The organism is Rugamonas sp. GW822-FHT03B10 (assembly GCF_058801745.1).
On record NZ_JBXANP010000002.1, the window covers coordinates 249,977 to 274,130 of the forward strand.

A 24,154-nucleotide genomic window follows, 5' to 3' on the forward strand; every position below is an offset into this window, starting at 1 on the left:
TAGCGAACGTTTAGCGTATCACGGCATGGCAAAGAAAGAACACATTTCCGAAACCCCGGCCACCCAGTTGCTGCGCAAGCAGAAGGTGGCCTTCAGCGAACACCCGTACGACTACGAGGAGCATGGCGGCACCACCGTGTCGGCGCGCGAACTGGGCGTGGATGAGCACCACGTGGTCAAGACGCTGGTGATGCAGGACGAGGCGGCCAAGCCGCTGATCGTGCTGATGCACGGCGACTGCAAGGTGTCGACCAAGAACCTGGCGCGCGCCATCGGCTGCAAGTCGGTCGAGCCGTGCAAGCCGGAGGTGGCCCAGCGCCACAGCGGCTACCAGGTGGGCGGCACCTCGCCGTTCGGCACCCGCAAGGCCATGCCGGTCTACGTCGAGCAATCGATCCTCGACCTGGAAACGATTTATATCAATGGCGGCCGGCGCGGCTACCTGGTCGGCATCGCGCCGCGGGTGCTGCTGGACGTGCTGAACGCGCGCCCGGTGCACTGCGCGCTGGCCGACTGAGAAGTCGTTTCAAAACGCCCATGGCGTCGTTGTGGCACCTCGCCGTGCACGCGCACTGTCTTCGTTGCCACGCCTAGCCATGGTCGTTTTGAAACGACTTCCTGGTTCATAAGGCGTTGGCAAAACCGCACAATTTTCCCGGTCGGGGGCGGGCTTGGTGTATATTCACCGTCCCCCGGCCCAGCGCGCCGGGAATTATCTGCAAAGGGACACAATGAATACTGTATGGATGACCGTGGCCGCCTATCTGGTGGGCTCGATCTCGTTCGCCGTCGTGATGAGCAGCCTGTTCGGCATCGCCGACCCGCGCACCTACGGCTCCAAGAACCCCGGCGCCACCAATGTGTTGCGAAGTGGCAACAAGAAGGCCGCCATCATGACCCTGATCGGCGACGGCGCCAAGGGCTGGCTGGCCGTGTGGCTGGCCATCCGCTACGCCGACCAGTTGCAGGTGGGCGACATGACGATCGCGCTGGTGGCGATCGCCGTGTTCCTGGGCCACCTGTGGCCCGTGTTCTTCCGCTTCGTGGGCGGCAAGGGCGTGGCCACGGCGCTGGGCGTGCTGCTGGGCCTGAACCCATGGCTGGGTCTGGCCACGCTGGTCACCTGGCTGGTGGTGGCGTTCGCGTTCCGCTATTCCTCGCTGGCCGCGCTGATCGCGGCCCTGTTCGCGCCGTTCTACTACGGCCTGCTGTTCGGCGTGGAGCCGCAGCTGTTCGCCGTCGTGGCCATGAGCGTGCTGCTGGCCTACCGCCACAGCCAGAACATCTCGAACCTGCTGGCCGGCAAGGAAAGCCGCATCGGCAGCAAGAGCGCCGCCGCCGCCAAGGCCAAGCACAAGTAAGCGCGGGCCCGGGCCGGCCACGGGGCCAACCCGTCCGGCCCGCTTGAATTTCGCCGCGCCGCCGCCATCTGGGGCGCGGGCGCCGGCACCTCGCGCGGCGCGTCACCATTGCAAAGGCCCCACATGACTACCCCACTGACCATCGATTTCGTCTCCGACGTCTCCTGTCCCTGGTGCGCGATCGGGCTCAAGGCGCTGGACGCGGCCATCGCCCGCATCGGCGACGAGGCCGACGTCACGCTGCACTTCCAGCCGTTCGAACTGAATCCCAACATGGGCCCCGAGGGCCAGGACATCACCGAGCACCTGATGGAGAAATACGGCGCCAGCGTCGAGCAGCAAGCCCAGACCCGGGCCGCCATCCGCGCGCGCGGGGCCGAGGTGGGCTTCGACTTCGCGCTCGACCAGCGCAGCCGCATCTACAACACCTTCGACGCCCACCGCCTGCTGCACTGGGCCGAGCTGCAGGGGCGCCAGAAGGAACTGAAGCTGGCCTTGCTGGAAGGCTATTTCAGCCGCGGCCTCGATCCCAGCGCGCACGACGTGCTGGTGCAGCTGGCCGGCGAGGCGGGACTGGACCCGGCCACGGCGTCGGAGATTCTCGAAAGCAATCAATACGCGGACGAGGTGCGTGAGCGCGAGCAATTCTTCGCGCGCCACGGCATCAATTCCGTGCCGGCCATCATCATCAACCAGCGCCACCTGATCTCGGGCGGCCAGCCGGTCGAGGTGTTCGAGCGCGCGCTGCGGCAGATCATGACGGAGGCTTAAAATTTGCTGTTGACCGTGGGTCACGAACCCGCTCGTGGCCCCGGTTTTGGGATAAACTGTCAAAGTAACAAAAGGCCCGGGTCAGCCATGCCGGCTATCCCGGCGTCGGCGTCGATAGTGTTGCTTTGGGGGTCTTATGCTGGCCGCAGAAAAAATCCACGTCTTGCCCACGGCGAGACCACTGACCGACCAGTTCCGCCTGGCCGCCTTGCATCGTTACAACATCCTTGACACCCCCGCCAGCGAGGAATTCAACTTCCTCACCGAGCTCGCTGCCAGGCTATGCAACGTACCGTATTCCTTCATTTCCCTGGTTGACGCCGAGCGCGTCTGGATCAAGGCCCACACGGGCATGGAGCTGGCCGCGCTGCCGCGCACCGATTGCTACTGCTCGCTGGCCATCCTCGGCGACAGCGCCACCGAAATCCCCGACCTGCAAGCGGACTACCGCACGGCCCACATGCCGCTCACCGTCAACGCGCCGTTCATGCGCATGTACAGCAGCGTGGCGCTGACGTCGTCCGATGGTTTCGCCATCGGCACGCTGTGCGTGATGGACTCGGTGCCGGGCCGCCTGGGCGAGGAGCAGCGCCAGGTGCTGGCGCGGCTGGCGCGCCAGGCCATGGCCCTGATCGAGTTGCGCGCCAAGGACAAGGCGCTCACGCAATCGATGCGCGAGCTGGAGCAGCTGACCGTCACGGACGAGCTGACCGGCCTGCACAACCGCCGCTCACTGCTGCAGCGCCTCAAGTTCGAGGCGGCGCGCGCCAAGCGCTTCCGCGCGCCGCTGTCGGCGTTGATGATAGACCTCGACCACTTCCGCCAGGTCAACGACAACTACGGCCCCGCCGTGGGCGACCAGATGCTGGCCAGCGTGGGCCGCATGCTGCGCGAGAGCGTGCGCGTGATCGACATCGCGGCCCGCTACGGCGGCGAGGAAATCTGCATCGTGCTGCCCAACACGCCGTTCGACGGCGCCTGCAAGCTGGCCGAGAACCTGCGCATCAAGATCGAGGCGCAGCAGCACCTGGTCGCCACGCGCCTGCTGCCGATGACGGCCAGCGTGGGCGTGGGCGCGTTCGACCACATGGAGATCGCGGACGGCGACAGCCTGCTGCGCCAGGCCGGCGCCGCCCTGCTGCGGGCCAAGCAGTCGGGCCGCAACCAGATCGCCTACTGAGCTGCCTGCGCGGCCTGCGCGGCCGGCGGCATTTGAGGCGCCGCCCTGCTTGGCGGCGGCCCCCGGCGCCCCCATCCGGCATCCGGTAAGATGCCGTGCATGGATAACATCACACACACCGTCGTCGGCCTGGGCGTGGGCGAACTGCTGGAGCGCAGCCTGCCGCCCGAGACCGATGCCGCGCTGGCCCGCACACGGCGCCGCCTACTGCTGACCGCGTGCGCGCTGGCCAGCAATTTCCCGGACCTCGACCTGTTCCTGTCCGGGCAGCTGCCCGATCCGCTGGGCTATCTGCTCAACCACCGTGGCCACACACACGCTGCTGTACGCGTTGCCGCAAGCGCTGGCGCTGGCGGCCTTGGTGTGGCTGTGCTGGCCGGCCGCGCGCGCCCTGCTGCGTTCCAGCGCGCCCGCGCGACGGGGACTGGCGGCCAGCATCGCCGCCGGCCTCGGTCTGCACCTGCTGCTCGACTACACCAATTCCTATGGCCTGCATCCGTTCTATCCGTTCGACGGCCGCTGGTTCTATGGCGACATGGTATTCATCGTCGAGCCGCTGTACTGGATAGCAATCGGCGCGCCGCTGGCCATGATGCTGGCCACGCGGCGCGCGCGCGTGGCGGCGCTGGCCGTGCCGGTGTGCGCGCTGTTGTTCTTCACGGCCCAGGGCTATCTGGGCGCGGCGTCATGCGCGGCCCTGCTGGGCACGGGCGCGTTGCTGGGGGCCGCGCAGCGGCGGGCCGGCGCGCGTGGCCGCGCCGCGCTGCTGCTGGCGCTGGGCCTGTGCGGCGTGTATGTGGCGGGGCAGGGCGTGGCCTCGCACGTGGGTGGCCAGCGCATCCGCGCCGCGCTGCAACGGACCGACCCGGCCGCGCGCGTGCTGGACGTGGCGATGACAGCTTATCCGTCGCAGCCCTTATGCTGGAACTTCGTGTCGGTGGAAAGCGATGAGGCGGCCGGCAGCTACCGCATGCGGCGCGGCGTGACCAGCCTGGCGCCCGGTTGGCTGGCGCCGCTGGCCTGTCCGCGCCGGCTGGTGGACGATGGCGCGCGGGTGGCGCTGGCGCCGGCCATCGTCGAGATCAGCGAGGTGACGGCCAGCCTGCAAGCGCTGCGCCGCTTGCAGCGCGACGATTGCCACGTCAACGCCTGGCTGCGGTTCGCGCGCGCGCCGGCCCTGGCGATGGCGGCGGGCGAGGCGTCCGATTACCGCTTCGCCGCGACCCCGCGCGGCAATTTCACCACGCTGCGTTTCGGCGCATTGCGCGGCAGCGCCTGTCCGCGCGGTGTGCCCGGCTGGGATGATCCGCGCGCCGATCTGCTGGCCGCGCCGGCGCCGGCCGCGTTGACGGTCGGCCAGCGCGGCGTGCCATCGGCGGCGCGCTAGCGGCGCGTGAAACGGAACGGGCTCAGATGACGCGCAGTTCTTCCAGCGGCCAGCGTGGCCGCACGTTGAACGAGTAGTCGCGCTGGGCCGCCTGCGGATTGATCTGCAGGCGCATGGCGCCGGCGAAGGCGATCATGGCGCCGTTGTCGGTGCAAAATTCCAGCTCGGGATAGTAGACCTTGAAGCGCTTCTTCGCGGCCGCCTCGTTGAGCGAGGCGCGCAGTTGCGCGTTGGCGCCGACGCCGCCGGCGATCACCAGCCGCTTCAGGCCCGTGTGCTTGAGCGCCTTCACGCATTTGGCCGTGAGCACGTCGACGATGGCGTCCACGAAGCCGCGCGCGATGTTGGCCTTGTCCTGCTCGCAGATGTTGGCGAGCACCTGCTGCTGGTGGTTCTTCACCACCGTCAGCACGGCCGTCTTCAGGCCCGAGAAGCTGAAGTTGAAGTCCTTGGTGTGCATCATCGGGCGCGGCAGCGTGTAGGCCAGCGGGTCGCCGAATTCGGCCAGGCGCGAAATGGCGGGGCCGCCCGGATAGCCGAGGCCCAGCAGCTTGGCCGACTTGTCGAACGCTTCGCCGGCCGCGTCGTCCAGCGTTTCGCCCAGCAGCGTGTACTGGCCTACGCCGTCGACCCGCATCAGCTGCGTGTGGCCGCCCGACACCAGCAGCGCCACGAACGGGAATTCCGGTGGCTGCGAGGCCAGCAGCGGCGACAGCAGATGGCCTTCCAGGTGGTGCACGCCCAGCACCGGCTTGTCCAGCGCCAGGCCCAGGCTGCAGGCGATGGAGGAGCCGACCAGCAGCGCGCCGGCCAGGCCGGGGCCCTGGGTGTAGGCGATGGCGTCGATGTCGGCCATGGCGACGCCGGCGCCGTCCAGCGCCTTCTGCAGCAGCGGGATGGCGCGCCGGATATGGTCGCGCGAGGCCAGTTCCGGCACCACGCCGCCGTATTCCTCGTGCATGGCCACCTGGGAATGGAGGGCGTGCGACAGCAGGCCGCGTTGCGTGTCGTACAGCGCAAGGCCGGTTTCGTCACAGGAGGATTCGACGCCGAGAACGATCATGAAGAGTGCGGATGTGAACAGGTAATCCGCCATTGTAAAGGAAAGCGCCCGCGCCGGGCTGCGCGGCGGCGGGCGCCGGGCTGGCGCCGGGGCGGGGCCGGGGCCGAGGGCGGGGTGCCCGGACGCCCGGACGTCGGCGTGCCGTTGCGCGCAGGACTGGCGTGCCTGCGCCGGACTTCTTACGGGCGGTGGCGCAGCTGGGCCGCCGCGTCGCGCAGCATCCTGGCCGTGGTGTCCCAGTCGATGCAGGCGTCCGTCACCGAGCAGCCGTATTTCAGCTCGCTCAGGTCGGCCGGGATCTTCTGGTTGCCGGCCACGATGTTCGATTCGATCATCACGCCCACCAGCGACTTGTTGCCCTGGACGATCTGGTGGATCACGTCGGCCATCACCAGCGGTTGCAGTTCCGGCTTCTTGTAGCTGTTGGCGTGCGAGCAGTCCACCACCAGGTTGGCCGGCAGCTTGGCCTTGGCCAGGGCCTGCTCGGCGATGGCGATCGACACCGAGTCGTAGTTGGGACGGCCGTCGCCGCCGCGCAGCACCACGTGGCCGTAGGCGTTGCCGCGCGTGCGCACGATGGCCACGTTGCCCTGGCTGTTGATGCCCAGGAAGGAGTGCGGATGGGCCGACGACAGGATGGCGTTGATGGCGATGCCGATGTCGCCGTCGGTGCCGTTCTTGAAGCCCACCGGCGTGGACAGGCCCGACGACATCTCGCGGTGGGTCTGCGATTCCGTGGTGCGCGCGCCGATGGCGGTCCACGCGATCAGGTCGCCCAGGTACTGGGGCGAGATCGGGTCGAGCGCCTCGGTGGCCGTGGGCAGGCCCATTTCGCACACGTCGAGCAGGAAGCGGCGGGCCTTCTCCATGCCCACGTCCACGCGGAACGAATCATCCATGTCCGGATCGTTGATGTAACCCTTCCAGCCGGTGGTGGTGCGCGGCTTTTCGAAATACACGCGCATCACCAGCAGCATGGTGTCGGCCACCTCCTCCTGCAGCGCCTTCAGGCGGCGCGCGTAATCGAGGCCGGCCACCGGGTCGTGGATCGAGCACGGGCCGACCACCACGAACAGGCGCTTGTCCTTGCGGTCGATGATGTTGCGCAGCGCCTCGCGGCCCTTCATCACCGTGTCCGAGGCCAGGTCGGTCAGCGGCAGCTTGGCGTGCAGGGCTTCCGGCGACGGCATGGGGCCGAACGAGGTGATGTTGATGTTTTCGATATCTGGGGAGATCATGGTGGTTCTCTGCTGTGGTTTTTCCGGGGGAGCCATAGTGTAGCTGAAATGGCGCGAACGGGCCGGCGTCGCTGCGCCGCGTCAATTCCGTGTAAGCTATCGGCCATGACGACACCCGACACCCCCTTTCCAGCCGCCCGCTTCATCAAGGAGATAGGCCGCGGCAAAAACGGCGCCCGCAGCATGACGCGCGAGGACGCCCACGACCTGTACCAGGCCATGCTCGACGGCCGCGTGTCCGACCTTGAGCTGGGCGCCATCCTGCTGGCCATGCGCATCAAGGGCGAGTCGGTGGAGGAGATCGCCGGCTTCCTGGACGCGGCCGAGGCCTCGTTCGCGCCGCTGGCCGCGCCGACCGGCCCGTACGCGCCCGTGCTCATCCCCAGCTACAACGGCGCCCGCAAGATGGCCAACCTGACGGCGCTGCTGGCCATGCTGCTGGCGCGCGAGGGCGTGCCGGTGCTGGTGCACGGCGTGGCGCGCGACGCCGGCCGCGTGGCCACGGCCGAGGTGTTCGAGGCGCTGGGCGTGACCGCGGCGCAGGACCCCGCCGAGGCCGAGGAGGCCATGGCGCAGGGCCGCGCCGCCTTCATCACCATCGACGCGCTGGCGCCCAAGCTGGCGCGCATGCTGGCGCTGCGCGCCGTGCTGGGCGTGCGCAACTCGACCCACACGCTGGTCAAGATCATGCAGCCGTTCGCCGAGCCGGCGCTGCGGCTGGTGTCGTACACGCACCCGGAATACCTGGAGATGCTGGGCGAGTACTTCACCACGGCCGCCCTGCACGAGCGCGGCGACGCCTTCCTGATGCGCGGCACGGAAGGCGAGACGGTGGCCAACGCCAACAAGGCCCAGCAGATCGACTGGTTCCACGGCGGCCTGCGCACCATGCTGGTGCCCAAACAGACGCTGGTGCAGGAACTGCCCGCGCTGCCCGAGGAGAAGGACGCCGCCACCACGGCCGCCTGGATCGCCTCCGTGCTGCGCGGCGAGGTGCCGGTGCCGCCGTCGATCGCCGAGCAGGTGGCGCAGATTCTGCTGGTGTCGCGCACGCTGCGCTCGCGCCAGCACGCGAGCGAACCACTGGCCTGATCCACGCCGCGCCGTCCGCACACAGTACAATCACGCCTTTGTGATGACGCGGGACCGGGAAGAACATGGCGAAACAGTTTGATGTGGCGGTAATCGGCGCGGGCGCGGCCGGCATGATGTGCGCGGCCGTGGCGGCCCAGCGCGGCCGGCGCGTGGTGCTGCTCGACCATGCGACCCGGCTGGCCGAAAAGATCCGCATCTCCGGCGGCGGCCGCTGCAACTTCACCAACCTGCACGCCGGCCCGCAGCACTTCCTGTCCGACAATCCTCACTTCTGCAAAAGCGCGCTGTCGCGCTACACGGCCCAGGACTTCCTGGCGCTGGTGAAGAAGCACCGCATCGGCTACCACGAGAAGCACAAGGGCCAGCTGTTCTGCGACGACTCGGCCGAGCAGATCATCCAGATGCTCAAGGACGAATGCGCGGCCGGCGGCGTCGAGTGGCGCATGCCGTGCAAGGTGGCCGGCGTCGAGCGCCAGCCGGATGGCCGCTTCCTGCTGCAAACGGACAGCGGCGACATCGAGGCGGCCAGCGTGGTGGTGGCCACGGGCGGCCTGTCCATCCCCAAGATCGGCGCGACCGACTTCGGCCACCGCATCGCGCGCCAGTTCGACCTGAAGCTGGTCGAGCCGCGCCCCGCGCTGGTGCCGCTCACGTTCGACGAGGCGGCCTGGAAGCCGTTCGTGCCGCTGGCCGGCATCGCGCTGGAAGTGGACGTGGAGACGGGCAGCTTCAAGGGCCGCAACCAGACGGGCGGGCGCTTCCGCGAGGATTTGCTGTTCACCCACCGCGGCCTGTCCGGCCCGGCCATCCTGCAGATTTCCAGCTACTGGCAGCCGGGCACGCCCATCGTCATCAACCTGCTGCCGGAGATGGATCTGGCCCAGGCCCTGATCGAGGGCAAGGGCACGATCAAGAAACAGCTGGGCAACGTGCTGTCCCAATGGCTGCCCACCCGTCTGGCCGAGGGCTTGCTGCTGGCCCACGGCTTCGCGCTGGACGCGCGCCTGGCCGACCTGCCGGACGCCCAGTTGCGCCGGCTGGGCCAGGCCATCAACCAGTGGACGTTGGTGCCGGACGGCTCGGAAGGCTACCGCAAGGCCGAGGTGACGCGCGGCGGCGTGGACACGCGCGAACTGTCGCAGCAGACCATGATGGCCACCAAGGTGCCGGGCCTGTACTTCGTGGGCGAGACGGTGGACGTGACGGGTTGGCTGGGTGGCTACAATTTCCAATGGGCTTGGGCTTCCGGTGTGGCGGCCGGGCAGGCAGTCTGATATACTGATCGACCTTGAAGTAGCGGCAGTTGGCCTTGAGGTGCGGGAAAGATTGCACTCCGGCCTAAGTTTTGTTGACTGAAAGCCGCATGGCTGGCCGCTTTGGCGGCCATGCATCTTCCATTTTTGGATAAAAGCTGCTATAGTCTCTTTCTTCCTATAACCTCAACGGTTTGAATTTTTACATGACCACTATTCGCCTTAAAGAAAACGAGCCGTTCGAAGTCGCAATGCGTCGCTTCAAACGCACCATCGAAAAAACCGGTCTGCTGACCGAACTGCGCGCACGCGAGTTCTACGAAAAGCCAACGGCTGAGCGCAAGCGCAAGCTGGCTGCTGCCGTGAAGCGTCACTACAAGCGCATCCGCAGCCAACAACTGCCTAAGAAACTGTTCTAAGACTGTTCTGGCAGCTGGCCCCGGCAGTGCGGCTTATGTCGCCTCGGGCCATGTTGTGCAGCGTTTGGATGCCGTTAGTCCAGATGAGTCGCTTACCCGCTCCGGTTCGCCGCAGCGGGTTTTCTCATTTATAAACTGTTTATTTTGATAGGAAGTCCGCCATGAGCTTGAAAGCACAAATCACCGAAGATATGAAGGCCGCCATGCGCGCCAAGGAAACCGGCAAGCTCAACACCATCCGCCTGCTGATCGCCGAGATCAAGCGCAAGGAAGTGGACGAGCGCATCGAGCTGGACGACGCCCAGACCATCGCCATCGTGGAAAAGATGATCAAGCAGCGCAAGGATTCGATCACCCAGTTCGAAGCCGGCGGTCGCGCCGACCTGGCCGACATCGAGAAGGTGGAACTGGCCGTGCTGTCGGCCTACATGCCGGCCGGCCTGTCGGACGAGGAGATCGCGGCCGAAGTGGCCGCCGCCGTGGCCGCCTCGGGCGCCGCCGGTCCGCAGGACATGGGCAAGGTGATGGGCATCGTCAAGCCCAAGCTGGCTGGCCGCGCCGACATGACGGTGGTTTCGGCGTTGGTGAAGAAGGCCTTGAGCCCCGCGTAATAGTTGAGAAGTTCGCCGCCGCACCTTGAGCCGCCGCAAGGCCGGGCCGGGCGCGGCGGTATAGTCTGATCCCAAACAAGGCCGCGCCAGCACGTGATACCGCAATCTTTCATTTCCGATTTGCTGAACCGGGTCGACATCGTCGACATCGTGGGACGCTATGTGCAGCTGAAAAAAGGCGGCGCCAACTTCATGGGCCTGTGCCCGTTCCACAGTGAAAAGTCGCCCAGCTTCACGGTCAGCCCCACCAAGCAGTTCTACCACTGCTTCGGCTGCGGCGCCCACGGCACCTCGATCGGCTTCCTGATCGAATATTCGGGCATGGGCTTCGTGGACGCCGTCAAGGAACTGGCGCAGAACGTGGGCATGGTGGTGCCCGAGCAGGACGACAAGATCCCGCCGGCCCAGCGGGCCCAGATGCAGGCCCACAGCATGGCCCTGACGGACGCCATGACGCGCGCCTGCGACTTCTACCGCGCCCAGTTGCGCGGCGCCACCAACGCCATCGCCTACCTGAAGAACCGCGGGCTGACGGGCGAGATCGCGGCCCGCTTCGGCCTCGGCTACGCGCCGGCCGGCTGGGACAACCTGCGCGCCGTGTTCCCCGACTACGAGGCCGTGGTGCTGGCCGAATCGGGCCTGGTGATCGACAAGGTGGACGAGGACGGCGGCAACCGCAAGCGCTACGACCGCTTCCGCGAGCGCATCATGTTCCCCATCAAGAACACCAAGGGCCAGGTGATCGCCTTCGGCGGCCGCGTGCTCGACCATGGTGAACCGAAATACTTGAATTCGCCGGAAACGCCATTATTTTCGAAGGGCTTCGAGTTGTATGGCTTGTTCGAGGCGCGCCAGGCCATCCGCGACGCCGGCTACGTGCTGGTGACGGAAGGGTATATGGACGTGGTGGCGCTGGCCCAGATGGGCTTCCCGCAGGCGGTGGCCACGCTGGGCACGGCTTGCACCACCAACCACGTGCAGAAACTGTTGCGGCAAACGGACAATGTGATCTTCAGTTTCGACGGCGACAAGGCCGGCCGCCGGGCCGCCCGCCGCGCGCTGGAGGCGTGCCTACCCCACGTGTCGGACAACAAGACCATCAAGTTCCTGTTCCTGCCCACCGAGCATGATCCGGACAGCTATGTGCGCGCGCACGGCGCCGAGGCGTTCGAGCAGGAGATCCACGAGGCGATGCCGCTGTCGCAGTTCCTGATCAAGGAAGTGGTCGGCGAGCATGATTTGAACGGACCGGAAGGCCGGGCCCGCGCCCAGTTCGACGCCAAGCCGCTGCTGCAGGCGATGGCGCCGTCGGCCTTGCGCTTGCAGATCGTGCGCGCGCTGGCCCAGTTGACGCAAAGCACGCCGTCCGAGATCGAGGCCTTGTTCGAGCTGGCCAAGCCGGTGGCCGTGGCGCGCCAGGCGCCGCCGCGCAGCGGCCGGCCGGTGCCGGTGGGCCTGGAATTGCAGATCGTGCGCCTGCTGGTGGCGCACCCGCCGCTGGCGCTCGACATCGACGCCGACGCGCTGGCCGCGTTCAACTATTTCGGCGCGGAACCGGCCGAACGGCTGGCCCAGCTCGTGGCGCAGGCGCAGGCGATGGGCCCGAACGGTGGTTTTGCTGCTTTTGCGCAACATCTGAAGTCGCAGGGCGACGAGTACGACGCGATCATCGCCGAGATCGTCAAGGAGCCCGAGTCCGATTTCGACGCGGTGCGGTTGTTCCTGCGTGGCGCCATCCGCCAGGTCAAGAACGACGCCTTGAAGCAGGAGTTGCATGATTTGCTGGCGGCCGGCCTGTCGTCCGACGAGCTCGGCGTGCGCTACCGCGAGATTACCTCGAAGCAAGATCAGTTGTTGCGCGAGGCAGAAGCGGAGTTGTCGCACCGCTAGGCGCTTGCCGGGGCCGGCCATGATGTGACAGCGGGTGGGGCGGGCGCCTGCCCTCTGGAAATTGAAAATGTGCGTGCTATAATAAAACGCTAAGTGTTGTCTATTTTGGCATCGTTTTTCAGTTCAGAGTGTGTTTGTTTTTTAGCAAGTTAGGCTCTTGATCGGCGCGGTAAGGCAGCGTCGGCGGCCAGGGCCGGCTTTGGTTGAACCGGCGCATCAACGTGCGGCCGATGGCGAATGTTCCGTTCGCCCGTGAACCAGTCATGGCTCCAGCCCCCACACGCATGTCAAATGCAGTAGAATTTCTGCCGAAAACGGCCGTCCCGGTCGTCGGCAGGGAATCTGTTGTGGACGCGGATCGTGCCCAACAAGGTGTAAGTAAGTCGCAGTATTGTCGGACTTGTGTGGTCGGCAAGTTCGAAGACAGAGGCTCCACAAGGGCCGCAAGAACTTTATCCTAAATAAGCAAGTCGTTGTGTAATCGAAAGCGCCTGTGCCAACCAAGAAACCTGAATCCAAAGCGGCTGCAAAGCCCAGCAAAGTGACCGCCAAGTCTGCGAAAGCGACGGACAAGCCGGAAGCGCGCGTCGCCAGCAACCCGCCGGCGGTGAGCCAGACGACGGATGCGGCCACGCTGGCCGCCATCGACACGTCCGGCTACGTCTTGCCCACGGTGAAAGTGCCCGGCCGGCGCGGTCGCAAGCCCAAGGAATTCCAGCCCGAGAACGATGAAGTGGCGGCCCTGAACGCCGTCGAGCGGGCCGAGCTGAAGGCGGTGGACAAGGCCAAGGCCAAGGACCGCAAGGCCAAGGAAAAGGCCTTGCTCAAGGACGCGTTCTCGTCGGACACGGAAGCGAGCGAAGAAGAACTGGAACGCCGGCGCCAGAAACTCAAGACCCTGATCAAGTTCGGCAAGGAACGCGGTTTCCTCACCTACGCCGAGATCAACGACCATCTGCCCGAGAACATCGTCGATCCGGAAGCGATCGAAGGCATCATCGGCACCTTCAACGACATGGGCATCGCCGTCTACGAGCACGCGCCCGATGCCGAGACGCTGCTGTTGTCGGACAACGTGGCCACCGTCACCAGCGACGACGAGGCGGAAGCGGCGGCCGAGGCCGCGCTGTCCACGGTCGACTCCGACTTCGGCCGCACCACCGACCCGGTGCGCATGTACATGCGCGAGATGGGTTCCGTGGAACTGCTGACCCGTGAAGGCGAGATCGAGATCGCCAAGCGCATCGAGGATGGCCTGAAGGACATGATCCAGGCCATCTCCGCCTGCCCCGTGACGATCGCCGAGATCATCGCCGCCTCCGACCGCATCCGCGCCGACGAGATCAAGATCGACGAGATCGTCGACGGCCTGGTCGACGAGAACGAGGACGCCCCCGCCCCCGCGCCGGCCCCGGCCGCCGCCAGCGAGGACGACGAGGAAGAGGAAGAAGAGGAAGAAGAGGAAGAGGAAGAGGAGGAAGAGCCCAGCACGTCGGGCGCCGCCGGTTTCTCGGCCGAACAGCTGGAGGCGATGAAGACCACGGCGCTGGAGAAGTTCGACGTCATTTCGCTGCAGTTCGACAAGATGCGCAAGGCGTTCGAGAAGGATGGCTACAACTCCAAGGCCTACGTCAAGGCGCAGGAAGCGATCTCGCTGGAACTGCTGGGCATCCGCTTCACGGCCAAGGTGGTCGAAAAGCTGTGCGACACGCTGCGCGGCCAGGTGGACGAGGTGCGCCACATCGAAAAGCAGATCCTCGACGTGGCCGTCAACAAATGCGGCATGCCGCGCGCCCACTTCATCAAGGTCTTCCCCGGCAATGAAACGAACTTGGACTGGGTCGATGGCGAAGTGGCCGCCGGCCACGCCTACAGCGCCATCCTGGGCCGCAACATCCCGACCATCAAGGAGTTGCAGCAACGGCTGATCGACCTGCAGGCGCGCGTCGTGCTGCCGCTGCCGGACCTGCGCAACATCAACCGCCAGATGGCGGCCGGCGAGATGAAGGCGCGCAAGGCCAAGCGCGAAATGACGGAGGCGAACTTGCGCCTCGTCATCTCCATCGCCAAGAAATACACCAACCGCGGCCTGCAATTCCTCGACCTGATCCAGGAAGGCAACATCGGCCTGATGAAGGCGGTGGACAAGTTCGAATACCGTCGCGGCTACAAGTTCTCGACCTACGCCACGTGGTGGATCCGCCAGGCCATCACGCGCTCGATCGCCGACCAGGCGCGCACCATCCGCATCCCGGTGCACATGATCGAAACCATCAACAAGATGAACCGCATCTCGCGCCAGATCCTGCAGGAAACGGGCGCCGAGCCGGACCCGGCAACGCTGGCCATCAAGATGGAGATGCCCGAGGACAAGATCCGCAAGATCATGAAGATCGCCAAGGAGCCGATCTCGATGGAAACGCCGATCGGCGACGACGACGATTCCCATCTGGGCGACTTCATCGAGGACAACAACACGCTGGCGCCGTCCGACGCCGCGCTGCACGCCTCGATGCGCGGCGTGGTGAAGGACGTGCTCGACTCGCTGACGCCGCGCGAGGCGAAAGTGCTGCGCATGCGCTTCGGCATCGAAATGTCAACTGACCACACGCTGGAAGAGGTCGGCAAGCAGTTCGACGTGACGCGCGAGCGCATCCGCCAGATCGAAGCGAAAGCCCTGCGCAAGCTGCGCCACCCATCGCGTTCGGACAAGCTGAAGAGCTTCCTCGAAGGTAACTAAGACTTGACTAGCATCCCGGATGCCGCTTATCCTCTCGGGTTCGTTTTGACAACGAACGCGTTCGTGAGGTGCGGCATCGGGCCCCAGCGCAACAGCAGCACTTTGGGCCTCTAGCTCATGCCTGGTTAGAGCAGCGGACTCATAATCCGTTGGTGCCCGGTTCGACTCCGGGGAGGCCTACCAATATCAGCATTACAAATCAGGGCCTTGCGTCATTTGTGATGCAAGCCCTGATTATCTCTCCGTTTGTTTCGCCGGAAAATATGATTTCGGAAAGCATATCCTAGGGCTTCGACATTCTCACTTTTTTGACCTGTTGCGCGGCAGAGTCCAGCGTTTCGATGACGATGTTTCGCACCTGGTCAAAAGTTGGGTTGTATGAGAGTTTTTCGATCGCGTCGAATTGTAGGCGAAGCCCCGTGAGGTCGCCGGCGAGCGTTGCCTTGATTGGCGTGATATGGCGGATGAGGAATTTGCTGGCTCGTAGCAGTTCTTCTGACTCCTTTTCCGCTACTAACGCGAAATCGAAAATATCGCGAGCGAGTAAGCGATTGCCGCGATGAAAGAACTTCTTGGCAATGATCTCAACTGCAGTCTCGACGTGCACTATGCGGCCGAATATTTCTTCGTCGATGCATGGGTTCTCGGTCAAATTCGGAGATGCCACAAAGTCGATCTCACCGCCGGTCAAGAACAGTTTAATGAAATCGTTTGCCTCGTCGTAGTGAACTGCCAGCTCCTCCGCTACTTGGCTCAGGCGCGGATTTACATAGTTTAATGCCTGTGGATCGGGCACAAAAATGTCGATATCTTTACTGAGGCGATGCAGATACTTGCGCATCAGCGCCGTTCCTCCACCGAAGGTCCAGTAGAGATGTTTCGTTCCATGAGTACGGATCTCATCCACCAGGCGCAAGGCGTTCTGGAAGAGACCTTCCCAGGTCTTTTCGTCTGCCATTACCAGACAGTTCTATGGGTGTGAAGAGCCTTTGCCATTGCGGAGACATGCTTCATGACTGTCTTAGCCGGCGTGTTGGTCTCTGTTGATGCCTCGTGAATTGCACTGACGACCAGTTGCAGGGGCGTTTCGTCGAGCAGCGTCATCAGATGCGGCTTGAAGTCGTCAGGAACCACACCCGACTTCAAAATATTCTTTAGCTCGTCGGATGTGAGGGTTTTTTTGTAGCTCGTGCTGGCCGTCTGTGCGGCCATCTTGAGTGCTGGCGACTTTTTCGTCCTTACCTTGGCGTCGAAGGTCAGGCCGAGGATGCTCAGTAGCTGATTTAGTTTCGTATACCCCAGATCTTCCAGAACGCCGTTCTCGAGCTGATTCACGGTAGTGCGCGACAGGCCCGCCAATTTCGCAAGTTGGACTTGGCTGATCCCGAGCTCCTTCCTCTTGTCATGAACATGCATGCCTACTTCACGAAGTTGCATGATCTCGCTCCTAAAATGTTCAATAAACTGAACATATTATTGTCCATCCAGCGGAATCTGCAAGGCCGCGAGAGGCGGCCGATGATGTTGTTGAGAACGGCGTCGACTGTTGCCAGTCTTTGAGCCTAGCCCACGCAGCTGTAAGTATTGTCGGAAATCCGTGCGTTCGACAGACAGCTTGGGCTACTTTGAATTGGCTTCATCGGATTGTTTCCGAATTCCTCCGCCGTTGTGCTTCATATTCATTCCCTATTTGGCGTTGGCAGTCGAGTTTTTGTTTGCCATCGTATACATCGCACTGACGCTCGGCTTTATATTGAAATGAATTGTTCACTTCATTGATGGCCTCGCTTGCGGTTTGAAGACGAACATCGGCGCAAGCAACCAACAGAGGCAGGCAGCAAGAAAACAGAAAAAGAATGCGTGATTTCATGAAGTACTTTCAGAACTGGTGGAACAAACAAAAATTGTGAAACCTCGGTGCGCGCTTCGCTCAATAGAAATGGCGAAACGAAATTTCCCAAGCCTTCCGTAATGGGGAAGCGCCGTAATCGCTGAACAGTTGGCCGCTATTACCCTGCCACTGCAAGGCGATCTCATCGCGCGTCCAGCGGTAGCGGAGCTCAACCCATGTGAGGCGGCTGTGATCGTCACTGTTGCGGCGGACCATCGCCGTCAGATCGAGATGGCGAAGGAACATGTCCTGCCAGCCCGCATACATGAACGTCTGGTGGCGTGTCGGCATTTCCTGCGTTGATTGCACGAACTGGCGATATCGGAGGTAGGCGGGCAACGATACCTTCGGCAACGCATTCCACCGCGCGTTTTCAAGGCCGGCACCGCTGTACTGGTATTCCAACGTCAGCGAGAGTTTATTGCTGGTGGTGTAGGTGAGTCCGGTCGCAACCCGGTTCCGGAATGCCTCGTCTCCGTCTTGCCCCAAGGCTTGCGCCAGCAGCGATGGACTGCGTCCGCCCGACCATTCGACATAGGCGACCGTCGCATCATTCACCAGCTTGGTCAGATTTATGCCGAACCGGGGCGACGCGCCCTGGCTCGTGTACAACAACCATTGTGGTTGCAGATCTTCGCTGATCCGCTTGCTGAAAATCAGCAGACTGCGGTCGCGCTGATTGGTCGCTCCCCGGTCGGGCGGGAAAGCCGGGGAAGCGGGGGCATCGTTCAAGGCCGGGGAATACAGCGCTGTCAACGAGGCGCCTTCCCACAGCATCTGGCCGCGGAGCATCGCGCTGCCCTGGCGATTTTTCCTGATCATGGTCGGATCGACCGACACTGGTGAGTGCAACGAGCCTTCGCGGAAGAAGTCGGTCGGGTTGTAGCCGATGGCGACGCCGGAGTACTGATTGACGTAGCCAAGATCGACGATGACGTCGTCGCGCTGTTGCCAGCTGAGGTAGGCTTCTTTCAGTGTGTTGAACGATTCGCGCTGCGCAAGGCGATGCTGCCAGCCGATGTCGAGCCGGTCTGCCAGCATGACGCGCACGCCGGGCGCGAGCGTCGCATCGACCTGCAAGTCGACCGACAGGCGCTCGGTGGCGCGGTCGTTTTCGGCCAGCGAAGGTTCACGCATGTGCGAGCGTGCCGCCGCCCCTTCAACGAATAATTGCCACGCCCGCGCGTTGCCGGCTGTCTGCGGAGCGCTGCCGGGCAACGCGAGTGCCGCGTCATCCAATCCGTCCGCCCAGACTGCGCCGGCCAGCGGCGCCAGCAGTGCCAGCAGCGCCAACGTTAACGTGTTTGCCGGCCGCATGACTATTCCGGCTTGAAGCGCGGCAGATAGTCGCGCTGCAGCCAGACTTCCGGCACCTCGCGCTCTATCCAGTTGCTGAAACGCAGCACCGTCACCCATTGCGGATCCAGGCCGTCGATGATCACGGTTTCGGTCGGCCGCTCGGCACCCAGGTGCCTTTCGTACTGGCGGTAATAGGCGGTCTTCAACAGCCGATTGCTTTCGCTGTAGAAGCGGGATTTGACCGGGCGATTGTTGGCGGTGGCTATCCACACTTCGATGTGATGGTAAGTGACGTCGGGATGAATGGCGTCGAGCGTCAGCTTGTAGCAGTTTTGCTTTTGCCGGTCGCCATCCTGCACTTCCTCCTCGCCCGCCAGCGTGGCGTGATAATCCTTGGCGAGGTTGAAGGTGACCACGTCGCCATTCGCGGCCTGACCAAGCAGGCGTTGCTGCGGTGATAGCCGGATGCTGGCCTTGTTGGCCGGATCGTAGAACCACAGGTCGTTACCCGCCTTGAGCATCAGCTTGTTGGCATCGCGCGCGGGGGCGATGAAGCGGATCAGGCTGCGGAACTGGCCGCTGTCCTTTTCCGCCTTCGAATAGACGGCGAGCGTCGAGGCGTCCGTCTGCTTGCCGTTGCGGTACTCGGTCAGTGTCGTCGTCAAGCCGAATGGATGATCGGGGTTGCGGACGGCATCGCTGGCCGCGAGGATGTCCTGCGCAGTGGGTTTGGCGAGTAAGATGCTGGCGCTCAATCCCAATACCGCAAGCAAGACAGCTCTGAGCAATTGGCGCATTTTCATATCGAGTGATTCCATGAGAAATAAGGGGGGGGCGCTGACGATGAAGGCGTCGCGTTATTAAACGTGGCGCAGCGCGTCAACGATGTTGAGCTTCGCCGCACGGTTGGCCGGCCACCAGGCAGAGACGACGGCCACGATCGCCAGACTGACCGCCGTGCCGAACATCAGCTTGTTGTCGCCCCACACCCGCACCATGACCGGGTACTGGTACGAATAGCCGGGCGGCGCCCAGGTCATGCCGCTGTGGTTGATCACATACGCAATCGGCAAGGCGATGGCGATGCCCGACGCCGCGCCGATCAGTCCCAGCAATACGCCTTCACAGACGAACAGGCTGCGTATGCCGCTGCAGCGCTGGCCTATCGCCCGCAGGGTGCCAATCTCGGTGGTGCGCTCGACCACTGCCATGCTCATCGTGTTGCCGACCGTGAACAGCACGATGACGTAGATCAGGATCGAAATGAAACCGAACATCGAGTCGAAGAACTGGATGACCTGTTTGTAGATCGGCGTCAGCGTTTCGTAGTCGAGAATTTCGAGCGGCATGCCCTTGAATTGCGTGGCCAGCAATTGTTCGATGCGCGCTCGTGCGGCCGGAATCTGCGCAGTGTGGGCGAGCTGGATCTGGATCGCCGTCACTTGCGGGGCGGCGCCGCCGAACACCAGACGCTGTGCCTGCTGCAGGTGCATGACGATGAGCGAGTCGTCGATTTCTTTAACGCCCCAGTTTTCTGCCCGCACGACGTTCAGTCCGGTGACATTGGGTGCGCCGCGTACGCTCGCGGCCAACAGTTCGATATGGTTGCTGGCGGCACGCGGCGCGTTCGCTTGTTCGAGCGCCGACAAGGCCGCGATGCTAGATGGCGCATCAGGTGTATCAGGCGCATCAGCCGCGCTGGCGCTCACGCTGCCGGAAGCGCCAATCTCGTCCGCCGACGGGCAATCGTTAAGCTTCAACGGCGCGCACATTTGCAGCAGCCGTGCGACGCCGGAGCCGATGACGGCCGAATCGGACGGGGTGTTGCCCAGCGCAATAGGCGGCGCATAACTCGCGCTGCCGTAATCGTCCCACTTGCGCATCTTGTTCTGGTCGTCCACGACCACGCCGGCCGCGACGATCCCTTTCGACACGCCATTGGCGAAATTGCCGGCGATGCCATTGAGCCGCAGGCTGGGCGTGACTACCACCAGCATCGGTCGCAGGATCGGATCATTCTTCACTGCGTCGATGATGCGCTGGTAATCGGCAATGCCGTAGGCCACGGGATTGCCACTGCCGTACAGGAAATAACCTTTGTGCTGAATCTGCAAATGCCCGTGGTATTGCACATAGCCGGTCTGGGTCGCGAGAATCGCATTGCGCGCGTAGCCACCGAATATCAGCATGGCGACCAGTCCGACCACCATCGCCGACAACGTCGTCAACGAGCGACGCCGGTTGCGCAGCAAATTGCGTAGTGCCAGTGCAAACATCAAGCCATCCTTTCTGAGGCCGAATCCGAAACCGTCATGCGCCGCTCGACACCCGTGATGCGGCCGTCGCGAATGAATACGGCATCGTCGGCCTCGGCCAACACTTTGGGATCGTGGGAAGAAAAGATGAATGAGACCTTGTGCTCGCGCTGCATCTTGCGCATCAGGGCAATGACGGCCGCGCCGGTCTCGCTGTCGAGGTTGGCCGTCGGCTCGTCTGCCAGCACCAGTTGCGGTGACGCGGCCAGCGCGCGGGCAATCGCCACGCGCTGGCGCTGGCCGCCGGAAAGCTGCCCGGGCCGGTTGCCGGCCTTGTTCGCCAGGCCCACCGCGTCCAGCAAGGCCATCACGCGCTGCTTGCGCTCGCGTGCCGGCGTTCTGGCAAGTATCAGCGGGCATTCGACATTTTCGTACGCGGTCAAAACCGGCAACAGATTGAAGTTCTGGAAGATGAAGCCGAGATGGCGCACGCGGAAGTCGGACAGTTCATTGTCCGACATGGCATGGATGGAATGCCCGGCCAGGATAATCTCGCCGGCATCGGGGCGGTCGATGCAACCGATCAGATTGAGCAAGGTCGTCTTGCCGCTGCCGGATGCGCCGGAGATGACGGTAAAGCAGTTGGGACGGATGTCGAGATTGATGCCTGCCAGCGCCGGTACGGACACCGTACCCAGGCTGTAGGTCTTATCAACCTGCTTGAGAATAACGGAATGCACGATGCTCCTTTCAAAGTTACTTTTAGAGATAAGCAACCCGTATCAAGCTATTCCCTAAAAGTTGTCATCAGCACCCATATCTTCATGGACAAACAGTTTTGCCTATAGAACAATTGCGACATGTTTCTGCCCGGCTTGATTCCCAAGCGGCAAGTCCATTCAACCGTCGTGAACGAATATCGAACAGTGCCTGACCCTCACTCGCCCGCTGCGCATCCGGAAGCGCGGCGCTCCACGACGTTTTTGCTGCCGTGCATGTCGCTGTCCGGTTGTCTGGTAGGTGCCGTCGTGCGCGATACGCGTCACCTCACGCTGACCGATGACCAGCGCTACAACTATTTCCCGGCAACCCCGATGTGCACACTGACCTGGTTCTTCGAGGGATGCGGCAATATGGTCGAGCCGCCGTCGCAGGACGCGCCCGGGGAGATGCTGCCGAAACTGATCTTCAGCGGCCCCTTCCAGGTGCCGCCGGTGAGCTGGAATCCGGGACCGGTGCACGTGATGATGCTGGTGCTGTATCCGGAAGCGGTGACCGCACTGACGGGGCGCGACATGGGCGCCTATCTTGATCGGACGGTGCCGGCTGAGGAGGTGCTTGATGCCAGATTGCTGACGCTCTGCGAGGACGTGTTTCGTGCAACCAGCGATGCCGACCGCTTCAGGTTGATTCAGGAGCGGCTCGATGCCTGGTGGCAGTCGGTTCGCCCGGCGGGTATGCCGGCCAGCAATCTGATGGAAGACTGGTTTCGTACCGTCACGCTGCGTGCAGCCACTTCCGGTCTGGGCCGCAGCATACGCCAGATGGAACGACGCATCAGGGCTTGGACCGGGCAAACACAGCGTGAACTTCAGCCCTTGATTCAGATTGAGCGCTTGTATTTCAACGCGCTGGCGGCGCGCAAGAAAGGCAAGGTCGACTGGGCCGGCATGGCGGATGAGGCCGGTTTTGCGGATCAATCGCACATGGGCCGGCAGTTGCGCCGGCTGACCGGATTCCCGCCTGCACAGATTATGCGATTGATCGACGAGGAAGAGGCGTTCTGGCCGTATCGGGTACTGGCTGAACGTCCGCTGACCTTCAGCAAGGCCATCTCCGGGGATACGGCGTCTTCAGCCCACAACTGAGCGCTTCGGGGCGAGCCGCATTCCGGGATGGTATCGTATCAGTAGGCCACAGTGAACCGCCGGCGCGAGTGGGCCGGATGCTCGAGTTCATCGATCATCGCCACCGCATAGTCGGCCACGGAAATCTTGCTGTCGCCGTTCTCGTCGGTCAGCAGCTGGTCGCCGCCCAGGCGGAACTGGCCGGTGCGCGGGCCGGGGGCGATCACGGCGGCCGGGCTCAGCAGAGTCCAGTCGAGCGCGCTTTCCTGGCGCAGCTTGTCCAGCGTGTCGCGCGCGCCCAGCGCCGATTCCTTCCACTGGGCGGGGAAGTCCGGGCTGTCCACCACCTGCACGCCGGGCGCCACTTCGAGGCTGCCGGCGCCGCCCACCATCAGCAGGCGCGGCACGCCGGCCTGGCGGGTGGCGGCGAGGATGGCGTCCACGCCACGGTTGTAGTAGGCGCGCACGCCTTCCTGCGCATGGCCGCTGAACGCGCTGATCACGGCGTCGTGGCCGGCCAGCTGGGTGGCCAGGCGGGCCGGGTCCATCACGTCGGTGGCTTGCGCCGTCAGGCCGGCGGCTTGCGCCAGGCGCTCGGGACGGCCAACCAGGGCCGTGACCTGATGGCCGCGCGCCAGCGCCTCGGCCAGCAAGCCGGAACCAATAAAACCACTCGCGCCGATCAGTGCAATCTTCATTTGAATCTCCTGCTTGGTTGAAAGTGGATTCAGTATGAGGCCTTTACGATGAGGCGATAAGACGGCAAAATCCACAATCACTATGAAGCCATTCTTAACAATCGACCGTTTGAAGCGCATGGCCGTCTTCGCCCGCGTGGTGGAGGCCGGGTCCATGAGCGCGGCCGCGCGCGAGCTGGCGATGACCACCTCGGCCGTGAGCCAGCAGATCCGCCAGCTGGAGGCCGAGATCGGCCTGGCCTTGCTGCACCGTTCCACCCGCCGCCTGAGCACCACGGAAGCGGGGCAGGCCTACTATGAGGATTGCGCGACCATGTTGCTGGCGGCCCATACGGCCGAGCAGCGCCTATCCGACCTGCGCGACGAGCCGCGCGGCGAGTTGCGGATCGCCTTTCCGGTCGGCTTCAGCGGCCATCTGGCGGCGGCGCTGGCGCCGCTGCTGCGCGCCCAGCCCCGGCTCGCGCTGCGGCTGTTCGCCGAGGACAGGCGCATCGACCTGATCGCCGAGCGTATCGACCTGGCGATCCGCATCGGCACCCTGAGCGATTCCAACCTGGTGGCGCGCCGTCTTGCCGAGTGGCGCCACGTGCTGGTGGCGTCGAGCGGCTTTGCGCAGGCGCACGGCTTGCCGCAGACGCCCGAGGAGCTGGCGCGTTATCCGGTGATGAACCTGAATGTGATGAACCAGACCGAGTTCATCGAACTGTCGCGCGCGGGCGAGACGCGGCGGGTGCGGGTGCAGGGCGCCGTGGCGGGCAACAGTTCCATCGCGCTGCGCGAGATGATGGTGCAGGGCTTGGGCATCATGAGCATGCCGGAGCCGGACGCCTTGCCGTTGCTGGCCAGCGGACAGGCGCTGCTGGTGTTGCCGGAATGGACGATGGCGCCCATGGGCGTGTACGCGTTGACCGTGCAGCGCGACGCGCAACCGGCCAAGGTGCGGCTGGCGATCGCCGCCATCCGCGATTACCTGGCAGGATGAGCTGTTAGACAACATCGCCGTCGGCCAATGTTGTCGCGCACCCCACAGCGGCGCGGCCGGCTGTTACATTTTTGCGCGAACTGCGGGCCCGCCGATTGTGTCCTTCACAGAAAGATAGTAAATTGCCGTGTGGCAATTAATTTGATGAGCTGGCATGCCGTTCGCGCCTGTGCG

22 protein-coding genes, 1 tRNA gene and 1 pseudogene are annotated in these 24,154 nt (G+C 63.9%); 14 read left to right on the top strand and 10 right to left on the bottom strand.

The window, feature by feature from the left end:
• Nucleotides 1-25: 25 nt before the first annotated feature.
• From ybaK to AC1RQG_RS04365, 5 genes and pseudogenes are all read left to right on the top strand, one after another.
• Nucleotides 26-517: a Cys-tRNA(Pro) deacylase gene (ybaK, locus tag AC1RQG_RS04345; protein WP_493128661.1), complete on the top strand. Its 492-nt coding sequence runs from the start codon at nucleotides 26-28 to the stop codon at nucleotides 515-517.
• Nucleotides 518-731: 214 nt separating this feature from the next.
• Entirely contained in the window at nucleotides 732-1,361 is a 630-nt protein-coding gene (plsY, locus tag AC1RQG_RS04350) for a glycerol-3-phosphate 1-O-acyltransferase PlsY (RefSeq protein WP_493128663.1), read from the top strand.
• Between the two features lie 123 nt (nucleotides 1,362-1,484).
• Nucleotides 1,485-2,132 carry a DsbA family oxidoreductase gene (locus tag AC1RQG_RS04355; RefSeq protein ID WP_493128665.1) on the top strand — a complete coding sequence of 216 codons (648 nt, stop codon included), beginning with the start codon at nucleotides 1,485-1,487 and terminating at the stop codon, nucleotides 2,130-2,132.
• A gap of 136 nt (nucleotides 2,133-2,268) precedes the next feature.
• Entirely contained in the window at nucleotides 2,269-3,312 is a 1,044-nt protein-coding gene (locus AC1RQG_RS04360) for a GGDEF domain-containing protein (protein WP_493128667.1), read from the top strand.
• A gap of 99 nt (nucleotides 3,313-3,411) precedes the next feature.
• Nucleotides 3,412-4,699, top strand: a pseudogene (locus AC1RQG_RS04365) (metal-dependent hydrolase).
• Nucleotides 4,700-4,721: 22 nt separating this feature from the next.
• Here AC1RQG_RS04365 and tsaD read toward each other — a convergent pair.
• Entirely contained in the window at nucleotides 4,722-5,762 is a 1,041-nt protein-coding gene (gene tsaD, locus AC1RQG_RS04370) for a tRNA (adenosine(37)-N6)-threonylcarbamoyltransferase complex transferase subunit TsaD (RefSeq protein ID WP_493128669.1), read from the bottom strand.
• Between the two features lie 179 nt (nucleotides 5,763-5,941).
• Nucleotides 5,942-7,000: a 3-deoxy-7-phosphoheptulonate synthase gene (locus AC1RQG_RS04375; RefSeq protein ID WP_493128671.1), complete on the bottom strand. Its 1,059-nt coding sequence runs from the start codon at nucleotides 6,998-7,000 to the stop codon at nucleotides 5,942-5,944.
• A 105-nt stretch (nucleotides 7,001-7,105) separates the two neighbouring features.
• On the opposite strand from AC1RQG_RS04375, the gene ybiB reads away from it, so the two are divergent.
• From ybiB to AC1RQG_RS04410, 7 genes are all read left to right on the top strand, one after another.
• Nucleotides 7,106-8,092 carry a DNA-binding protein YbiB gene (gene ybiB, locus AC1RQG_RS04380; RefSeq protein ID WP_493128673.1) on the top strand — a complete coding sequence of 329 codons (987 nt, stop codon included), beginning with the start codon at nucleotides 7,106-7,108 and terminating at the stop codon, nucleotides 8,090-8,092.
• Between the two features lie 65 nt (nucleotides 8,093-8,157).
• Complete coding sequence (locus tag AC1RQG_RS04385) at nucleotides 8,158-9,369, top strand: BaiN/RdsA family NAD(P)/FAD-dependent oxidoreductase (protein WP_493128675.1); 1,212 nt, start codon at nucleotides 8,158-8,160, stop codon at nucleotides 9,367-9,369.
• A 185-nt stretch (nucleotides 9,370-9,554) separates the two neighbouring features.
• Nucleotides 9,555-9,767: a 30S ribosomal protein S21 gene (gene rpsU / locus AC1RQG_RS04390; protein ID WP_008451879.1), complete on the top strand. Its 213-nt coding sequence runs from the start codon at nucleotides 9,555-9,557 to the stop codon at nucleotides 9,765-9,767.
• A 161-nt stretch (nucleotides 9,768-9,928) separates the two neighbouring features.
• Entirely contained in the window at nucleotides 9,929-10,378 is a 450-nt protein-coding gene (locus tag AC1RQG_RS04395; RefSeq protein ID WP_493128677.1) for a GatB/YqeY domain-containing protein, read from the top strand.
• Between the two features lie 93 nt (nucleotides 10,379-10,471).
• A complete protein-coding gene (gene dnaG / locus AC1RQG_RS04400; RefSeq protein ID WP_493128679.1) occupies nucleotides 10,472-12,268 on the top strand; it encodes a DNA primase in 1,797 nt (598 codons plus the stop codon).
• A 493-nt stretch (nucleotides 12,269-12,761) separates the two neighbouring features.
• Nucleotides 12,762-15,008, top strand: coding sequence for an RNA polymerase sigma factor RpoD (gene rpoD / locus AC1RQG_RS04405; protein WP_493128681.1), 2,247 nt, complete (start codon nucleotides 12,762-12,764; stop codon nucleotides 15,006-15,008).
• Between the two features lie 104 nt (nucleotides 15,009-15,112).
• Nucleotides 15,113-15,191, top strand: a tRNA-Ile gene (locus tag AC1RQG_RS04410).
• Between the two features lie 100 nt (nucleotides 15,192-15,291).
• Here the strand turns inward: AC1RQG_RS04410 and AC1RQG_RS04415 are convergent.
• From AC1RQG_RS04415 to AC1RQG_RS04445, 7 genes are all read right to left on the bottom strand, one after another.
• Complete coding sequence (locus tag AC1RQG_RS04415; RefSeq protein ID WP_493128683.1) at nucleotides 15,292-15,966, bottom strand: nucleotidyl transferase AbiEii/AbiGii toxin family protein; 675 nt, start codon at nucleotides 15,964-15,966, stop codon at nucleotides 15,292-15,294.
• A complete protein-coding gene (locus tag AC1RQG_RS04420) occupies nucleotides 15,966-16,445 on the bottom strand; it encodes a helix-turn-helix domain-containing protein (protein ID WP_493128685.1) in 480 nt (159 codons plus the stop codon). Before AC1RQG_RS04420 ends, AC1RQG_RS04415 begins: the two co-directional genes overlap by 1 nt.
• Nucleotides 16,446-16,644: 199 nt before the next feature.
• Nucleotides 16,645-16,878 carry a hypothetical protein gene (locus AC1RQG_RS04425; RefSeq protein ID WP_493128687.1) on the bottom strand — a complete coding sequence of 78 codons (234 nt, stop codon included), beginning with the start codon at nucleotides 16,876-16,878 and terminating at the stop codon, nucleotides 16,645-16,647.
• Nucleotides 16,879-16,938: 60 nt separating this feature from the next.
• Nucleotides 16,939-18,216 carry a hypothetical protein gene (locus AC1RQG_RS04430; protein ID WP_493128689.1) on the bottom strand — a complete coding sequence of 426 codons (1,278 nt, stop codon included), beginning with the start codon at nucleotides 18,214-18,216 and terminating at the stop codon, nucleotides 16,939-16,941.
• 2 nt (nucleotides 18,217-18,218) lie between these two features.
• Nucleotides 18,219-18,995, bottom strand: coding sequence for an outer membrane lipoprotein-sorting protein (locus AC1RQG_RS04435; protein WP_493129283.1), 777 nt, complete (start codon nucleotides 18,993-18,995; stop codon nucleotides 18,219-18,221).
• 63 nt (nucleotides 18,996-19,058) lie between these two features.
• Nucleotides 19,059-20,474 carry an ABC transporter permease gene (locus AC1RQG_RS04440; protein ID WP_493128691.1) on the bottom strand — a complete coding sequence of 472 codons (1,416 nt, stop codon included), beginning with the start codon at nucleotides 20,472-20,474 and terminating at the stop codon, nucleotides 19,059-19,061.
• Nucleotides 20,474-21,193: an ABC transporter ATP-binding protein gene (locus tag AC1RQG_RS04445; RefSeq protein ID WP_493128693.1), complete on the bottom strand. Its 720-nt coding sequence runs from the start codon at nucleotides 21,191-21,193 to the stop codon at nucleotides 20,474-20,476. The genes AC1RQG_RS04440 and AC1RQG_RS04445 overlap by 1 nt, the downstream gene beginning before the upstream one ends.
• Nucleotides 21,194-21,313: 120 nt before the next feature.
• Here AC1RQG_RS04445 and AC1RQG_RS04450 point away from each other — a divergent pair, with 120 nt between their 5' ends.
• Nucleotides 21,314-22,321, top strand: coding sequence for a helix-turn-helix domain-containing protein (locus AC1RQG_RS04450; protein WP_493128695.1), 1,008 nt, complete (start codon nucleotides 21,314-21,316; stop codon nucleotides 22,319-22,321).
• Nucleotides 22,322-22,359: 38 nt separating this feature from the next.
• On the opposite strand, the gene AC1RQG_RS04455 is transcribed toward AC1RQG_RS04450, so the two are convergent.
• Complete coding sequence (locus AC1RQG_RS04455) at nucleotides 22,360-22,998, bottom strand: NAD(P)-dependent oxidoreductase (protein ID WP_493128697.1); 639 nt, start codon at nucleotides 22,996-22,998, stop codon at nucleotides 22,360-22,362.
• A gap of 82 nt (nucleotides 22,999-23,080) precedes the next feature.
• On the opposite strand from AC1RQG_RS04455, the gene AC1RQG_RS04460 reads away from it, so the two are divergent.
• The gene (locus AC1RQG_RS04460) at nucleotides 23,081-23,980 is read left to right on the top strand and encodes a LysR substrate-binding domain-containing protein (RefSeq protein ID WP_493128700.1); all 900 of its coding nucleotides are present in this window, start codon (nucleotides 23,081-23,083) and stop codon (nucleotides 23,978-23,980) included.
• Nucleotides 23,981-24,154: the final 174 nt, after the last annotated feature.

Excerpts from the sequence above, each read along its gene's own strand:
- AC1RQG_RS04440 (WP_493128691.1), bottom strand. The coding sequence starts at position 20,474 with ATGTTTGCACTGGCACTACGCAATTTGCTGCGCAACCGGCGTCGCTCG.
- AC1RQG_RS04420 (WP_493128685.1), bottom strand. The coding sequence starts at position 16,445 with ATGCAACTTCGTGAAGTAGGCATGCATGTTCATGACAAGAGGAAGGAG.
- tsaD (WP_493128669.1), bottom strand. The coding sequence starts at position 5,762 with ATGATCGTTCTCGGCGTCGAATCCTCCTGTGACGAAACCGGCCTTGCG.
- AC1RQG_RS04395 (WP_493128677.1), top strand. The coding sequence starts at position 9,929 with ATGAGCTTGAAAGCACAAATCACCGAAGATATGAAGGCCGCCATGCGC.
- AC1RQG_RS04360 (WP_493128667.1), top strand. The coding sequence starts at position 2,269 with ATGCTGGCCGCAGAAAAAATCCACGTCTTGCCCACGGCGAGACCACTG.
- AC1RQG_RS04375 (WP_493128671.1), bottom strand. The coding sequence starts at position 7,000 with ATGATCTCCCCAGATATCGAAAACATCAACATCACCTCGTTCGGCCCC.
- AC1RQG_RS04355 (WP_493128665.1), top strand. The coding sequence starts at position 1,485 with ATGACTACCCCACTGACCATCGATTTCGTCTCCGACGTCTCCTGTCCC.
- ybaK (WP_493128661.1), top strand. The coding sequence starts at position 26 with ATGGCAAAGAAAGAACACATTTCCGAAACCCCGGCCACCCAGTTGCTG.
- AC1RQG_RS04460 (WP_493128700.1), top strand. The coding sequence starts at position 23,081 with ATGAAGCCATTCTTAACAATCGACCGTTTGAAGCGCATGGCCGTCTTC.
- ybiB (WP_493128673.1), top strand. The coding sequence starts at position 7,106 with ATGACGACACCCGACACCCCCTTTCCAGCCGCCCGCTTCATCAAGGAG.
- AC1RQG_RS04385 (WP_493128675.1), top strand. The coding sequence starts at position 8,158 with ATGGCGAAACAGTTTGATGTGGCGGTAATCGGCGCGGGCGCGGCCGGC.
- AC1RQG_RS04450 (WP_493128695.1), top strand. The coding sequence starts at position 21,314 with ATGTTTCTGCCCGGCTTGATTCCCAAGCGGCAAGTCCATTCAACCGTC.
- AC1RQG_RS04435 (WP_493129283.1), bottom strand. The coding sequence starts at position 18,995 with ATGCGCCAATTGCTCAGAGCTGTCTTGCTTGCGGTATTGGGATTGAGC.
- plsY (WP_493128663.1), top strand. The coding sequence starts at position 732 with ATGAATACTGTATGGATGACCGTGGCCGCCTATCTGGTGGGCTCGATC.
- rpsU (WP_008451879.1), top strand. The coding sequence starts at position 9,555 with ATGACCACTATTCGCCTTAAAGAAAACGAGCCGTTCGAAGTCGCAATG.
- AC1RQG_RS04455 (WP_493128697.1), bottom strand. The coding sequence starts at position 22,998 with ATGAAGATTGCACTGATCGGCGCGAGTGGTTTTATTGGTTCCGGCTTG.
- AC1RQG_RS04415 (WP_493128683.1), bottom strand. The coding sequence starts at position 15,966 with ATGGCAGACGAAAAGACCTGGGAAGGTCTCTTCCAGAACGCCTTGCGC.
- AC1RQG_RS04430 (WP_493128689.1), bottom strand. The coding sequence starts at position 18,216 with ATGCGGCCGGCAAACACGTTAACGTTGGCGCTGCTGGCACTGCTGGCG.
- AC1RQG_RS04425 (WP_493128687.1), bottom strand. The coding sequence starts at position 16,878 with ATGAAATCACGCATTCTTTTTCTGTTTTCTTGCTGCCTGCCTCTGTTG.